Here is a 14,087-nt window from a genome sequence, read left to right on the forward strand (position 1 = left end):
GCCGCCATTACTTCAATCGCAACCGCAGTCGCTATTAGGCAGGTATTCTCATTGAATGCAACCACCATTGGCTGCTATACTAACCGTCACGCACTTACTTTACGGTTTAGCCTCAATTTTTTGACTTTAATTTTTATAACTCAAGATAACCGCTTGTTTTATTTCTATAAATCTTAGCAGAACTTCTTCTTTGGAAGTAAGCACATCCCAGCTTTGTATTTTAGAATAGGGAATTCCATTGTCGAGTTCATCTCTAGTGAGTAGATAAGAAGCAGAATCGTTATTATGTTGAATTGGGAATTTACCGTAATAACTTGACACAGGCATGTAGCTCTTGGCTTCATCTTCTGAATAGGAATAGTTTGTGGGCTTTTTTAAAGATTTTAAAAAGAGAATATACTCCTTATCCTTTTGCATTAGTTGGTAGCCACCAAGCGAAAAATAGTTTTTTCCATAGAAGTGACTCGGTTCAAAGAGATAAAGATTCGTCCCCTCTATCTGTTTATTTCCTTTATACACTTCAAGAACTTCGATCATAGATCTAACTGCCTGAGTAAAGTTCTTTCTGTCGTTACTTGGTTTGGCTTTGATAATAAGCTCCGATTTAGCACTCAAGTCCTCGACGGATTGGATTGTATTATCAAAATAGATTGAGCTGTATTCTTGCGATTCATCTAAGCTCAGAATCATATCGCTATGTTCCAAATAATCCCCTAGTTCAACATTTGAATTAAAGGATGCTTTCGTTTTATACCCGGCTACTAGTGCTCCAGCTACTAAAAAAATGATTACAGCAAGCACAAATCGGTACGATCTCATTCGGTTCTCCCCGTTTCATCTTTTAGACGTCCATCTACCATCCGGTATTTATAATCAGCCAGTAGTTCAATATCTTCTTTATTATGGCTTGCAATCAGAAAAGTTGCTCCTCTTTCCTTTTCTTCTCGAATAATTTGTCGGATTAATTCAATACCATCTTCATCTAAGGCATTCGTAGGCTCATCTAGAATTATAATTCTAGGTTCTTCCATTATCGCTTGTGCTATGGCAAGTCGTTGTTTCATCCCCAAGGAATACTTTTTATATTTCCTAGAATCGTTTGGGTCTAACCCAACCCGCATAAGAGAGTTACGTACCTCTTTATGCGAGATCCTATTTCTAATTGATGCCAGCATTTTTAAATTCTCAAGCCCCGTATAGTCTTGCCAGAATCCCGGTGATTCGATTACCACCCCAATGCTCTCGGGAAAGGAACGCTCTTTATGAAGCTTTTTTCCTTCCACAATCACTTCTCCTCCTGTTGGTTTAATCAATCCGCAAATCGCTCGAAACAACATGGACTTGCCGGAGCCATTAGCTCCATAAAAAGCATGGATTTTCCCCTTCTCGGCCTTCAGGCTAATATTATTTAATACCAGATTTCCAGCGATTCGTTTATTGACTTCATTTAATTCAATAGCATTGGTCATCTTAATCCTCCAATCTGTTAATAAAAGTCTCGTTTTTGTATTACAAATAAGCCAATTAAATAGACAATAAGAAGTGCAGTAACTAGATAAACAAGCGCAAATAAACTCCCCTCTAGAGAAAATTCCGATACCCTCATCTCAGCATAGCCATCCCAACCCTGTACTCCCTGGGTTAGCGGAAACCATTTGATTAAATCGTAGGAAGAACTCGAATTCTTGAGCATGATTCCCGACAAATATAGTACAACACTCTGGTAAGCTATTATAAACGCCGCACTTGGCACTGTATTCATTCTTAAAGAAAGTAGATTTATGATAAATACAGCTAGGATATTGCTTAAGAAAAAGGTTATCATGCCTAAAACTACATTTCCCCACATGGTAATAGGTGAAAGAGCTCGAAACCCTGAGACATAACCAAATGTAACAAGGAATACTTGCAATAAAATATGAAAATATATCACATATGAAAATAATGAGATTGCCTGTGCGGTTAACCATTCCTTTCTCTTTTCAGTTCTTGTAAATATATACACAGCATGTTGATTTAACTGCTTATCAATGTAATCTCCTAAAATGAAATTCAAAACCAAAAGCGGGAGCATCCATATTAAAACAGGGATAACATTCTGCACATTACTCAAGTTGATCGTTCCATAGGCCGAACTAATAAAATCATCAAGACTTTGGTTAGAGCCGTGCACACGCAACACACTGAATAAAGCTAATAAAATTCCCCATATTGTAAGTTTAAGAAGAATAAATCTTTCCCATTTAATGTCTATTCGATTCAGCTTCATAAAAGTCTTTCTCCTTTAAAAATATGCTTATCTTGAAGTAGCAAAGTATTACCAGAATAAGGAAACTTCCAACTAAAAGCAGGTCAATGGATTTTAAAAACAAATTTCCAGTCTCAATTTTATGAGTGGAGGATACATATTCTTCAAAGGTAAGCCATTCAGCTTTAAGTAGTAATTTTATTGATTTAAATAAGACAAGTAACAGAATAGGTACAATGATCCCCCAATGTATTTGAGAAGTAAATAGAATTACAGATACTGCAATCAACCCAATTATCAAGAAACCAACAAAGTTAATAAATAAAGAAAACAGAAAGAAACTTAGATATTCAGATCCAATGGCTAACGAAGTTGATCCCTTTAATATTAAAGAAGCAAGTAGAAAAAGATGTATCACCAACGAGATCAGTATGGATAAGGCTGTAATCAACCATAAATTACTTAACCACCACTTTTTAACGCCTTGCCTTAAGATAACAGGGATCTGATTATTGAATGAGACCCCTCTTATAACAAGCATTAAAAAAACCGGAAAGTAAATAAACAAATACTCTTTATCATTTGCCATGATTTTGTAGATACTCATCCATAAAGTTGTTATTTCCATTGAATTGGCGATCTGGGGCAGTGTAGGTACAGACTTTAAAGCGAATACAAATAATGCTGTTTGAACAAGCAAATAAATGAGCATAGTTCTGGAAATAAGACATTCTACCAGAACCCGAGTATATAGTTTCATTGCAAAGAGTAGCCCCCTAGCTAATTTACTTCTCCAAACCAACTTCTCGTTTCTTTATCGTATATAATAATGCAGTGATAAAGCCAAGAATCAGAACCAAAAACCAAAAAAACAGCACCTCGAGAGAGCCTGGGTTACCAGGTACTAACAGATTGGTAAAAGACCAACGATAAGAAACAATTGCACTCAAACCCAGATTAAAAATCGTTATAAACAAAAACATCCCTGAAAACACTACAAATCTACTTTTATTAAAAAGTAAAAATATTCCATATGAAAACAAGGAAAACGCAGCACCCATAAGGCTGATTAAAAGCATAAAAGTAACATTATACAACAACGGGCTTTCTAGTCTTAATACATCCAAGATCGCCTCAGAATCATAATTTTGAAAACCAATATCGTAAGGAGGCAAATTATATCGATTATCGAATCCTAATTTTGGAAAAGCCAAAAGACATAGAAGTTGGTTAATCAACAGAGGAATAAAAATAATTAAAAAAGATACAAGAAAAATAATAATAGCTTTAGCAACTAGGTAGGTACGTATTTCAACTCGTGTTAAGATTCCCTTAAAAATTCCGCTGTGAATATCTCTTGTAAATGAGTCAGAGTAGATAAGCGGAGTCATCAACGGCAATAGCATTAATTCCATCGTTAAAACGATTCTCGTAGATGTTCCCTGCAAAATTGACATTTCGTAAGCTGATCGCACATACAATAAATCTGTCCCGTAATTACGGTAGCATACAAATAAAAATGCTCCTATAGATAACATAAAAAACAAGAATGTCAGTACTTGGAATGTTATTCTTTGTGAACATAAACGCCACTCTAATTCTAGTTGCCTTAACAATAAAGCGTCCTCCTTTTTCTGAAAGAGGAATGCTGAAAAATCAGCACTCCTCTGATGTCAATAAGAAAAAGCGATATTATCTGAAATCAACTTCTCCAGAAACAAAACCACTATCCAAAATATTCAAATTAGCATTTTGCATACCCATAATTACATCTCCACCCTTGGAGACTGAATTTCTAAATTGAATTTTGCTTACATTGTTTTTTTTCTGATCATAATCATTCGAAATTTGTTCTTTTATACCATTAGCAGCCCAAAAAGTGGCAGTACTAGTTCCAGTAATGTCAGTAACTTTGTTAGTTATAAATTCATCAGCTGTTTGTTTCTGGTGAGATCCTGTGTAATTATTTCCTTTAAAAGTAGGCAATGCATAAGAAGTATAAGTTAAAGGTTCAGTAGCAGCAAAAGCAGTAATGGAAGTTAATGATAAAATACCGAATGTGATCATGCCAGATACAATTTTTTTCTTGACAGTTTTCAATTTATTACCTCCTGATTTGGTATTTATAGGTTCGCGACCCATTTATATAATATCATTTTTTTACAATTTTGTTAATGGTTCTTTTGCAGTATAATCTATATGATTAACATGTCGAAATATGTTGGAATGTGTTGATTAAAATTCATCAAAAGATCTTCTTTAAGGGAAATCATTCAAATGGCACCATTAGCTTGTGTTGAATTGTTTCATACTTCTAACCAATCTCCTATAATAGGATTTGGGAATTTTGATTTTTAGGCATAAAGGTTTAGACAACGATGCCTTAAATTCGATTCGATAGCGTCAGATATTTTTAGTAGAAAAGGTTTCCATCGGGAGAAAGATATGGTACTGGTATTTAGGTCAGGTCGTGGGTGTAGCCAAAGAGAAGACGCGGGAGCATGAGTCAGTTGATTGGGTTTCTCTCTCCGTGGTGCGCTGTTTACATCTTTCCAGCTTAGCTTTGGCATCGGGATCCCCGAAACCGCGTATCGCTCTGCTCCACCACTTCTCGTTCTAGGCCTGTCTTAAAACTTAACGAAGCCAGACCATGATAGAAACTAATGCGAAAAAGCTTTGAACGAGTAAGCTAGTTTATCAACCTTGTGGCAGTACGACGGTAATGTTTAATCTTGTTACAGAAGCATTCCACCGCATGTCGTTCTTTATAGAGCCACCAATCACACGGGCGCTGAATCTGACGAGATTTTTTACTTGTTTTGTTATGACCGCATGAGCCTATTGCTCGTCGAGATAATTGACGATTGCATTTGTATCGTAGGCGCGATCTGCTAAGACGTTTGTCCCAGCCAGCTCCATGGACTCCAATATCTCATAGTCCGTTACGCAGTCATGACTCTGGCCGCCGGTCATTTCAAAACGCAAAGGGTTGCCCAGTTGTATCTACAATGGCATGAAATTGCTGCCCCCTTTTGCCCCGGAACCATGCTGATGAACGCGGACAACAGTCACATCAATCATCACGCTTTCTAAGTCGATTTCAATGGATACATGAGTTAGAATTTGGTCCCACAACGGCGAAACCGAGTGTATAGCGACTTCCAAAAACCATAAAAATCCTGCAGATCACACCAAGCTGCATCGGTTCTCGCGATCCATAGCGTTGCATTTAGCATCATTCGATTGTGTTTTTCCGGTCGTACACCTTGCTTTTCCTTTCAACAGATAGCTGTTTTTTTATAAATAAATCCCCATTGTTCGTCTTGTATTTCGTATCGTCTTCTCATATCCTGATTCTACCATTATTTCGGCTTGAATTACATTTTGAAGACAGGGCCTAGTCCGTTGCTTACAGATAAAGAATCTTTTCAGCGGCTTCAATATTAGTGGTTGAGCTTTTCAACTTGTAAACCGGCGTCGATTACACTCAATTAAAAAACCAGCTTTGTAGCACTCACGATTACGTGTGAAATAGTGCCGACGCTGGTAAGCCTTGATACGATTGTGTCGTCTATCTACGGTTGCATTCGTCCAAGTTCACGATCTCTTCCTGCCAATTACGATGGTTTTAGGTGCTTCGTACGGCGTCATGTTCTATTTTTTCTCCTTACCCCAACCAGCAGGTAAAGCCCAGATTAGCGGTGCAGACATTTGATGAACAGTCATAGCACCGAGAATATGCTTCCTTCCATTCCAATACGCTGCGTAACACTAAAGAGTAAGTAAGGAGGATTTCTAATTGAGCCTTGCTCTTCTCAGGCAGGCTATCAATGCGTGGATTCAGAAGTCGATAGTGACTTTTCAAGATTGCTATGGCTCTGGGGAAAGGGTTTGCTGAACCGATTTGCGAACCTCCTGGACACTATCAATGACATAGCCGTGAAAATGAAATCAATCCGCAATGCGAACGGCATTAGGAAAGCATTCGCTGATCCACGTGTGATACGCCTGAGCAAGATCTATCACAACCACTTTAGGGTTCACAAGTTCAGAATGGCAGATGGAGGAAGGTTGTTTGTAGGCTATAGGGACTGTCTCAAGATGAACTTCCTTGTTGTCTATGGAAACGATTGTATGAAATTGTGATTCTGGTAATCCGGACAGTTCGTTGAAGTAATGTAGTGGCATCTGTCATAACCTTTTGTTGTTTAGGAGGACTTACAACAATACCGAATTTTAAGTTTTCTTCCATTTTACCCTCCTGTTTTTGCTCACTTTGATATTTCAACCATTAATTTTGATTTCAAGCCTTCAAAATAACCACATTTTATCTTCAGACTCTCTTAGATTTGTCCAAAAAGCCCACATGAAAAATCCCCTCCGGCCAGCAGTGTTGAGTTCATGATACCATGAACTCTTTTTTCACTGCCTACCGTAAGGGGATCATATCATTACCTAGAAACTTATTCCGCCGGAGGCGTAAAGCTCCGACCTGCAAACTCGCTGTCCAACATGTAGAAAGCGTTGCTGTCGGATTCGATCCGTCTCAGCTTCTGGATAACGCTATCGAACAGAGCCTCTTCCTCAACCTGCTCATCGATGAACCATTTGAGGAAGTAGATCGTCGCATGCTCGCGCTCATCAAGGGCGAGGTCAGCCAAATGGTAGAAGTTTTTCGTGTTCTGCTGCTCGTGGTGGTAGCCATGCTGAAATACATCCAACATCGAGGAGTATTCGTTTTTCGGCTCCGGCATCGACTGGAGAACGGCGCGGCGTCCACGATCATTGAGGAACTTGTAAATCTTCATCGCATGGAAGCGCTCCTCCTCCGCTTGCACGAGGAAAAAGTTAGAGAAGCCGTCCAAGCTCTCGCCGGAGCAATGGGCCGCCATTGCGAGGTACACATGGGCGGAATAAAATTCAAAGTTCATCTGATCGTTCAACGCTTTGGCCAACTTGTCGTTCATGGGAATGCCTCCTAGGGGGATGATTGCTTTTTGAGCACGCGCTTAACGAGCTTTTTGGGCTTCGCGGCGGATACCGTTCTACCCTTTATTACGGCAAAACATCGCTCTTTGCAAAGTCGGCAGCTACCAAGACAATCCGACTTCTTGAGCTCCAAGCCGGGCTCGTCCTTCAGCTTTTGATAAGCGGACTTGGACATCAGCCTTAAATTCTTGCGGCAGAAGCGAACCTTCATGACGGCCAGCCTCCTTAGGCATGCCAGACTTACCGAACACGGAGGGAATTTAGCCCTTGCCGCCAGTACCGCGGAACTTATTGCGGCTATGGACGCGAGCCTCCTCCGGCGTGCTTACCCGATTGCGGCTCCATTCAAGCAGAATACGGTCGATGTACGGAAAATGAAGCTTTCCAGCAAACACCGCCTCACGCAGCGCAAAACGGATCAGCTCGTCGCTGTAGCGATCTTGATCGAGCCAACTGCTAATGCGCTCGAATTCCATCGGCGACAGCAACCGGCCAAACTCTTGCTCGAATACCGCGAACAGATTCTGCTCGTTGGTCGGCTCTGGACGGGCGTGAGCTTCCGTCTTAGGGCTGTCAGCGGCGGCAACTTCCTCCGCTGCTGCCCACTGCGCCGCCCGCTCCAACCAGCCTTGCCAGTTGTAACGCTCGTAACGGATTCCGCTCACACTATCCAGCGCATCATCAATAGTCAAATAGCCTTCCTTGATGAGCCTGCCGAGCATCTGCTCCACAGAACGCCCGGATATGCCGAGACGAACCGCCAGCTCCTCGGGAGTTGGAAAGTCCTTGCGCTCCGAATCACGGAACGCCATCAATTGCAGCATTAACATGAAGTCGCTGTCGCTAAGACCCAGCTCCCGATAAGAGCGTAACAGCAGCGAAGGCAGGAACACGCCCCGGTCTCCCAACAGGGAAGCCAAGGCGCGTGTATAAGCAGCAGAAAATTCTTGATTCATGATCAAGGATAGAGCCTGTAGAGTGTACGCGGGAAGGCGATCGTTTCACGTACATGCTCAAGGCCGCAGATCCAAGCTACCGTACGCTCCAAGCCAAGTCCGAAACCGGAATGTGGAACGGTGCCGTACTTACGCAGATCCATGTACCACTGGTATGCTTCAAGCGGCAGCTTATGCTCTTCGAAGCGCTGCGCCATCAGCTCGGGATCGTCGATCCGCTGGGAGCCGCCGATGATCTCGCCGTAACCTTCCGGTGCGATCATATCCGCGCACAGCACGACTTCTGGACGATTCGGATCTGGCTTCATGTAGAAGGACTTGATTGATGCCGGGTAATGCGTAATGAACACCGGGCGGTCGTATGCTTCGGCAATCGCCGTTTCATGCGGTGCACCGAAGTCTTCGCCCCAAGGCACTTCAAATCCGTTATTGTTCAGGAAATCAATCGCCTCATCATAAGTGATGCGCGGGAATGGAGCCTGAATCGCCTCCAGCTTGGAAACGTCACGGCCAAGCGTGTCGAGCTCTGGACGGCAGTTTTTCAATACGCTGGCAACGACATGCGCAACGAATGACTCTTGAATGCGCAAGCTTTGCTCTAGGTCGACAAACGCCATCTCCGGCTCAATCATCCAGAATTCAATCAGATGACGACGAGTTTTGGACTTCTCGGCGCGGAACGTCGGTCCGAAGCTGTATACTTTGCCAAGCGCCATTGCGGCTGCTTCCATGTACAGCTGTCCACTTTGAGTCAGATAAGCATCTTCATCAAAATACTTCGTGTGGAACAGATTCGTCGTGCCTTCAGCCGAGGTCGGCGTCAGAATCGGCGGATCAACCTGGGTGAATCCATTCGTATCGAAATATTCGTTGACGGCGCGCTTGATCTCCGCACGAATCGTCAGAACCGCACGCTGCTTGGGCGAGCGGAGCCATAGATGGCGATGATCCATCAGGAAGTCGACACCATGCTCCTTCGGAGTGATGGGATACTCCTGAGTCACTTGGATGATCTCGATGCCCTCAACGACGAGCTCGAAGCCGGATGGGCTGCGTGGCTCTTCCTTAACGGTACCGGTCACATACAGCGAGCTTTCCTGGGTCAGCTTTCCTGCATTGTCCCAAATATCCTCGCTCACTTCGTTTTTGGCGACTACGCCTTGGATGAAGCCGGTGCCGTCCCGCAGCTGCAGAAAAGCGATTTTGCCGCTCGAGCGCTTACGTTGAACCCAGGCGCCAATCCGCACGCTGCGGCCTACATGGCCGGATACTTCCCGAATCGTTACCAATGCCTCACTCATGCCTAGACTTCCCCTCTCTATTCTGCGCCTGTAATGGATACTAGGCTTGTTTCGTCAGCTTGAACGTATCGCGAGCGATCAACAGCTCTTCATTAGTTGGCACGATCATGACCGTCACAGTGGAATCTGGCGTGGAGATGATCCGCGCTTCTTTGCTGCGCTGTGCATTGAGCTCCTTGTCCAGCTTGATGCCGAGGAAGGTAAGCCCGTCGCATACATGCTCGCGCAGAACAGCGGAGTTTTCTCCGACACCTGCCGTGAACAGCAGCACATCAATGCCATTCATCGCTGCCGCGTAAGCTCCGATGTATTTTTTCACCCGGTACGTGTACATTTCAAAAGCAAGTCGGGCATTTTTGTCACCGTCGAACATCGCTTCAGTAATCTCGCGCATGTCGCTGCTAAGGCCAGAAATCGCCAAAAGGCCGCTATGCTTGTTGAGCATGGAATTGACCTCGGTGAGCGTCAAGTCCTCCTTGTTCATCGTATAAGGCACGATTGCCGGATCGAGGTCACCGCTGCGAGTGCCCATCATCAGCCCTTCAAGCGGCGTCATGCCCATGCTAGTATCAAAAGATTTACCGTTCAAAATAGCCGTTGCGCTGGCGCCGTTGCCAATATGGCAGCTGACGAGCTTCAGCTCTTGGAGCGGCTTGCCAAGCAGATCCGCAGCGCGCTCGCTCACATAGGCGTGGCTTGTACCGTGGAAGCCGTAGCGACGAATCGCATGGCGCTTGTACAGCACCATCGGAATCGGGTACAGATACGATTGCTGCGGCATCGTTTGATGGAAGGCCGTATCAAAAACGACGACCTGAGGCACACCTTGTAATACCGCCTCAACGGCTGTAATCCCCATCATATGGGCCGGGTTATGCAGCGGAGCTAAATCGAACAATCTACGGATCTCTAGCTTCGTCTCCTGGTTTACGAGTGCCGACTCCTTGAACACTTCGCCGCCGTGTACGACACGGTGTCCAACCGCATCGATGTCGCTGACGGAGGAAAGCACACCATGCTCCTTATGCGTGAGCATGTCGAGCACGCGCTTGATCGCGCTAGTGTGCTCAAGAATTTCGTCGACGACTCTGACTTCCGGGCGATCAGCCGGCTCATGCGTCACGATTGAGGAATCCATGCCGATCCGCTCTACGCGGCCACTGGCCAGAACGGATTCGTCGGTCATGTCATACAGCTGGTATTTCAGCGAAGAGCTTCCCGCATTTATGACTAGAATTTTCATACCCGGTCACCATCCTTGTCATAATGGAAAAAGCCTTCCCCGCTTTTAACTCCAAGCTGGCCGGCACGCACCATTTTTTTGAGAATGAAGGATGGACGGTACTTAAGCTCTCCGAACTCGCGGAACATCGAATCAAGTGCTGCATGAACGGAATCCAATCCGAAGCGGTCCGCCATCTCGAATGGGCCATGCTGGAACGAGTAACCGATCCGCATTGCGCTGTCGATATCTTCGATCGAGGCAACGCCTTCCTCCAAAATATGGAGCGCTTCATTGATGAAGAGGCAGATCAGGCGTGTCGTAATGAAACCTGGTGACTCAAATACCATGACGCCTTTTTTGTCGATGACCTGCTCTACGAAGCCTTTGGTCAGCTTGAAGGTCGCATCAGAAGTGCGCAGACCGCGTACGATTTCTACGAGATCCACCTTGAATACCGGATACACAAAGTGCATGCCGATAACACGTTCTGGATGTTCTGCAGCGCTAGCCAGCTCCGTCAGCGATAGAGTCGAGGTATTGCTCGCAACAATGACATCCGGTGGACAGGCGCGATCCACGGCCGCAATAATGGCCTTTTTACGCTCAAGATCCTCCGTAATCGTCTCTATGATCAGCTCGCATTGGGAGAAATCCTCCATGGAGGTCACTCCGTGAATGCGATTCAGAATAAGCTTTTTCTCGGCCTGTGTCAGCGCCCATTTCTCGATCTGCTTGTCCAGGCTGATCTCAATGTTGCGCATACCCTGCTCCAGCTTGGCAGGAGTAAGCTCCATCAAAAAGACGTCCATTCCTTTGTAAGCAAGCATTTCGGCAATGCTCTGTCCCATCGTACCGGCGCCAATAACACCGATCTTTCTAAAATTCACAGTAAGTCCGCTCCATTCGTATACCTTTTTTATCTATAGGTTGCCCCTTATTATACCTTTCCAAAGGCCTGTTACACAACTTTTAGCGAGCTGTATTTCTGACAATCTCACGACAGGAAAACCGCGCCGCTGCTGGATTTTTTTGCGTTAGCGCGGTACATGAGCAGACACAGAGCCGTCAAAATCGACGCTCTGCTGTCACTTATAAACACTTATTACCAATACGCCTAAGTAGGAAATGATGACCTTGCCCCATAACATACAAAAGACGGGCCGATGGCCCGTCCAAATTGGTAGTTACAAGCGATTCAGGCGCTAAGCGTCTGCTCCTCTTTAATCAGCCCGCGGAACTGTTCGCCGCCGAGCGTTTCTTTGTCGATTAGAATGTTCAGGCAATGCTGGAACAGCTCTCTGCGCGAGCCAAGCATTTCCTTCGTGCGTCTCATCAATTCGTCCAGTATCGAGCCAGAAATGGTAGCCCAGCGATCCGGCGTCATCATCCGATCTTCAATGATGCCGATTTCAGTCAGCCCGCATTCCACCATCGTACGGACAATGCTGAGCGATTGCTCAAAGTCATTACGAGAGCCTGTGCTGCGGCCTCCATAAAACATTTCCTCCGCAGCAGCGCCGGCAAGCGCGATCATAATTTGGGCTTCAAGAAAGTCCTTTGTGTACAAATAATGATCCTGTGTTGGATTATGGCGCACATAACCAAGTGCAGCTCCACGCGGTGACAGCGCAACCTGAGACACGCTGCCGGGACGCAGCAGCTCGGCTGCAATCGCATGACCAAGCTCATGGATGGCGACGCGCTCCCGCTCTTCCTTGGTGGATTCGCGATCTGTCTTTTCGCCCATCATGACCTTGTCAATTGCCATTGACAGATGCTGCTGAACGACAAACTCGCTGCTCTCGCGCATCGCGTAAATGGCGGCTTCGTTAAGCACACTTTCCAGCTGAGCACCGGAGAAGCCGAATGACTCCTCAGCGATTTTCATCAAATTGACCTCGGCGGCAAGAGGTTTGTTTTTAGCATGAATGTTTAAAATATGCAGACGAGCTTTTTTGTCGGGCAGATCAACGCCGATATGGCGGTCGAACCTTCCGGGACGCAAAAGCGCTGGGTCCAGCATCTCTTTACGATTCGTTGCAGCCATTAGCAGAATGCGCGGCGATTCGTTCGCATGAATACCGTCCATTTCCGTAAGCAGCTGGTTGAGCGTCTGATCGTACTCGCGATGCTGTCCGCCATCCCTTTTGCCACCGATGACATCAATCTCATCAATAAAAATGACGGCATTTTTTTTACCGGCCTTTTGGGCTTTACGGCGAGCATCCTTGAACAGATCACGAATGCGCCCTGCGCCAACGCCGACGTACATTTCAACAAACTCGCTGCCCGAAGCAGTCAAATAGATAGAATCCGTATAGTATGCAGCAGCTTTGGCCATTAGCGTTTTACCTGTTCCCGGCGGTCCCGTAAGCAAGATACCCTTGAGCGGCCGGATGCCAAGCTTGCTGATCTCTTCATGTTTAACTAGAAAATCAAGTGCTTCAATAAGTTCACCTTTTGCGCGTTCCTGACCACCTATATCATCAAACGAAAAAGGAGTACTGGTCTTGGATACCGCATCACGTCTGCCACCAGCAGCAGCCAATTGGCCTTTGGAGCGAACTGCGAAAAATAGCACCGCAGCGAGAGAAAGAGCTAGCAGCAAAGGTACAATATTAACTCCTCGAAATAAGAGAAACGCCAGCAGAGCGGTCAAAAAGCCGGCGCCAATTTCGACGCTGTATTTAGGCATTTGGCCATACCCCCATAACTTCGCCCGCACGGGGCAGGATAATATACTTCGTATCCGTTCCGAATTCCAACGTAACGTAAACATTTTTATCATCCATCAAAGATTTTGCCTTCAAGCCAGGTTGCGTTTTTTCAAGCTTAACCATTGTATCGGGGATACGAGAATATTCGCGAGTTTCCATCGCCTCGGCGATCGTGAACAGCTGGGTGGACCAAACGGCGTCAAGCTGAGGACTGGAAACTTGGTCAATTTGCAATACGAGCTTGCGGGAACCAATTATCGAAGCTCCCTGACGGGAAATTTGATCATATATCGTACGTAGGTCAGCTCCAGTATTAAGCTTAAGCTTGACCGTAACGGCGTCATCGCTAATTGATGGTACTGCAGAAGCAACACCCGGCAGCGACTGAACAGCCTTGCTGAGAGGACGCTCGATAGCGGTTTGCTGATAGGCATACCACCCGCCAAACAATAGAATTGCCGATACGGCAATCGTCACGAAAAAGGGAAATGGTTTCCATTTAATCAATGCAAAAAGCCCCCTTCTGAATCGAAGTGACCTAAAGAAAAGGCCTGCTCATCCGCAATATGATTTATGATGCATACTAGTATATCATAAATGCTATACGATGAGTATATCACTTCGATGCCGATAGAGGGCATGTAATTGTGT

At 45.2% G+C, this 14,087-nt stretch carries 14 protein-coding genes and 2 pseudogenes; all 16 read right to left on the bottom strand.

The features are described 5' to 3' along the window. Nucleotides 1–126: 126 nt before the first annotated feature. Complete coding sequence (locus CGZ75_RS07965; protein WP_089523671.1) at nt 127–819, bottom strand: hypothetical protein; 693 nt, start codon at nt 817–819, stop codon at nt 127–129. Continuing rightward, complete coding sequence (locus tag CGZ75_RS07970; protein ID WP_089523672.1) at nt 816–1,469, bottom strand: ATP-binding cassette domain-containing protein; 654 nt, start codon at nt 1,467–1,469, stop codon at nt 816–818. Before CGZ75_RS07970 ends, CGZ75_RS07965 begins: the two co-directional genes overlap by 4 nt. A 17-nt stretch (nt 1,470–1,486) precedes the next feature. Next, nucleotides 1,487–2,269 (bottom strand): DUF2705 family protein, encoded by a 783-nt coding sequence (locus tag CGZ75_RS07975; protein ID WP_089523673.1) that lies wholly within the window; start codon nt 2,267–2,269, stop codon nt 1,487–1,489. After that, nucleotides 2,244–3,008, bottom strand: coding sequence for a hypothetical protein (locus CGZ75_RS07980; protein ID WP_089523674.1), 765 nt, complete (start codon nt 3,006–3,008; stop codon nt 2,244–2,246). The genes CGZ75_RS07975 and CGZ75_RS07980 overlap by 26 nt, the downstream gene beginning before the upstream one ends. A gap of 25 nt (nt 3,009–3,033) precedes the next feature. Continuing rightward, nucleotides 3,034–3,864: a hypothetical protein gene (locus tag CGZ75_RS07985; RefSeq protein ID WP_089523675.1), complete on the bottom strand. Its 831-nt coding sequence runs from the start codon at nt 3,862–3,864 to the stop codon at nt 3,034–3,036. A gap of 76 nt (nt 3,865–3,940) precedes the next feature. Then, on the bottom strand, nt 3,941–4,348 hold the full coding sequence (locus CGZ75_RS07990; protein ID WP_089523676.1) for a hypothetical protein: 408 nt from the start codon (nt 4,346–4,348) through the stop codon (nt 3,941–3,943). Between the two features lie 1,016 nt (nt 4,349–5,364). Further along, nucleotides 5,365–5,508 (bottom strand): annotated as a pseudogene (locus CGZ75_RS26440) (transposase); the annotation flags it as partial. Between the two features lie 199 nt (nt 5,509–5,707). After that, a pseudogene (locus CGZ75_RS26445) lies at nt 5,708–6,292 on the bottom strand (ISL3 family transposase); the annotation flags it as partial. Nucleotides 6,293–6,711: 419 nt separating this feature from the next. Continuing rightward, on the bottom strand, nt 6,712–7,215 hold the full coding sequence (locus tag CGZ75_RS08005) for a ferritin (RefSeq protein WP_089523678.1): 504 nt from the start codon (nt 7,213–7,215) through the stop codon (nt 6,712–6,714). 11 nt (nt 7,216–7,226) lie between these two features. Beyond that, a complete protein-coding gene (locus CGZ75_RS08010; RefSeq protein ID WP_089523679.1) occupies nt 7,227–7,448 on the bottom strand; it encodes a DUF1450 domain-containing protein in 222 nt (73 codons plus the stop codon). Between the two features lie 49 nt (nt 7,449–7,497). Then, nucleotides 7,498–8,193 (bottom strand): DnaD domain protein, encoded by a 696-nt coding sequence (locus CGZ75_RS08015; protein WP_089523680.1) that lies wholly within the window; start codon nt 8,191–8,193, stop codon nt 7,498–7,500. Between the two features lie 2 nt (nt 8,194–8,195). Continuing rightward, nucleotides 8,196–9,494, bottom strand: a complete 1,299-nt coding sequence (gene asnS, locus CGZ75_RS08020) for an asparagine--tRNA ligase (protein WP_089523681.1) — start codon at nt 9,492–9,494, stop codon at nt 8,196–8,198. A gap of 40 nt (nt 9,495–9,534) precedes the next feature. Next, complete coding sequence (locus CGZ75_RS08025; RefSeq protein ID WP_089523682.1) at nt 9,535–10,737, bottom strand: acetate kinase; 1,203 nt, start codon at nt 10,735–10,737, stop codon at nt 9,535–9,537. Then, the gene (locus tag CGZ75_RS08030) at nt 10,734–11,606 is read right to left on the bottom strand and encodes a 3-hydroxyacyl-CoA dehydrogenase family protein (protein ID WP_089523683.1); all 873 of its coding nucleotides are present in this window, start codon (nt 11,604–11,606) and stop codon (nt 10,734–10,736) included. The genes CGZ75_RS08025 and CGZ75_RS08030 overlap by 4 nt, the downstream gene beginning before the upstream one ends. Nucleotides 11,607–11,914: 308 nt before the next feature. Further along, complete coding sequence (locus CGZ75_RS08035; RefSeq protein ID WP_089523684.1) at nt 11,915–13,414, bottom strand: AAA family ATPase; 1,500 nt, start codon at nt 13,412–13,414, stop codon at nt 11,915–11,917. Beyond that, complete coding sequence (locus CGZ75_RS08040) at nt 13,407–13,943, bottom strand: hypothetical protein (protein ID WP_089523685.1); 537 nt, start codon at nt 13,941–13,943, stop codon at nt 13,407–13,409. Before CGZ75_RS08040 ends, CGZ75_RS08035 begins: the two co-directional genes overlap by 8 nt. Nucleotides 13,944–14,087 lie beyond the last annotated feature (144 nt).

The sequence above is a fragment of the Paenibacillus herberti genome (assembly GCF_002233675.1).
Lineage (GTDB): Bacteria > Bacillota > Bacilli > Paenibacillales > Paenibacillaceae > Paenibacillus_O > Paenibacillus_O herberti.

Coding starts and splice junctions, on each gene's coding strand:
- CGZ75_RS07980 (WP_089523674.1), bottom strand. CDS start 3,008: ATGAAACTATATACTCGGGTTCTGGTAGAATGTCTTATTTCCAGAACT.
- CGZ75_RS07965 (WP_089523671.1), bottom strand. CDS start 819: ATGAGATCGTACCGATTTGTGCTTGCTGTAATCATTTTTTTAGTAGCT.
- CGZ75_RS08035 (WP_089523684.1), bottom strand. CDS start 13,414: ATGCCTAAATACAGCGTCGAAATTGGCGCCGGCTTTTTGACCGCTCTG.
- CGZ75_RS07975 (WP_089523673.1), bottom strand. CDS start 2,269: ATGAAGCTGAATCGAATAGACATTAAATGGGAAAGATTTATTCTTCTT.
- CGZ75_RS08010 (WP_089523679.1), bottom strand. CDS start 7,448: ATGAAGGTTCGCTTCTGCCGCAAGAATTTAAGGCTGATGTCCAAGTCC.
- CGZ75_RS08025 (WP_089523682.1), bottom strand. CDS start 10,737: ATGAAAATTCTAGTCATAAATGCGGGAAGCTCTTCGCTGAAATACCAG.
- asnS (WP_089523681.1), bottom strand. CDS start 9,494: ATGAGTGAGGCATTGGTAACGATTCGGGAAGTATCCGGCCATGTAGGC.
- CGZ75_RS08005 (WP_089523678.1), bottom strand. CDS start 7,215: ATGAACGACAAGTTGGCCAAAGCGTTGAACGATCAGATGAACTTTGAA.
- CGZ75_RS07970 (WP_089523672.1), bottom strand. CDS start 1,469: ATGACCAATGCTATTGAATTAAATGAAGTCAATAAACGAATCGCTGGA.
- CGZ75_RS08015 (WP_089523680.1), bottom strand. CDS start 8,193: ATGAATCAAGAATTTTCTGCTGCTTATACACGCGCCTTGGCTTCCCTG.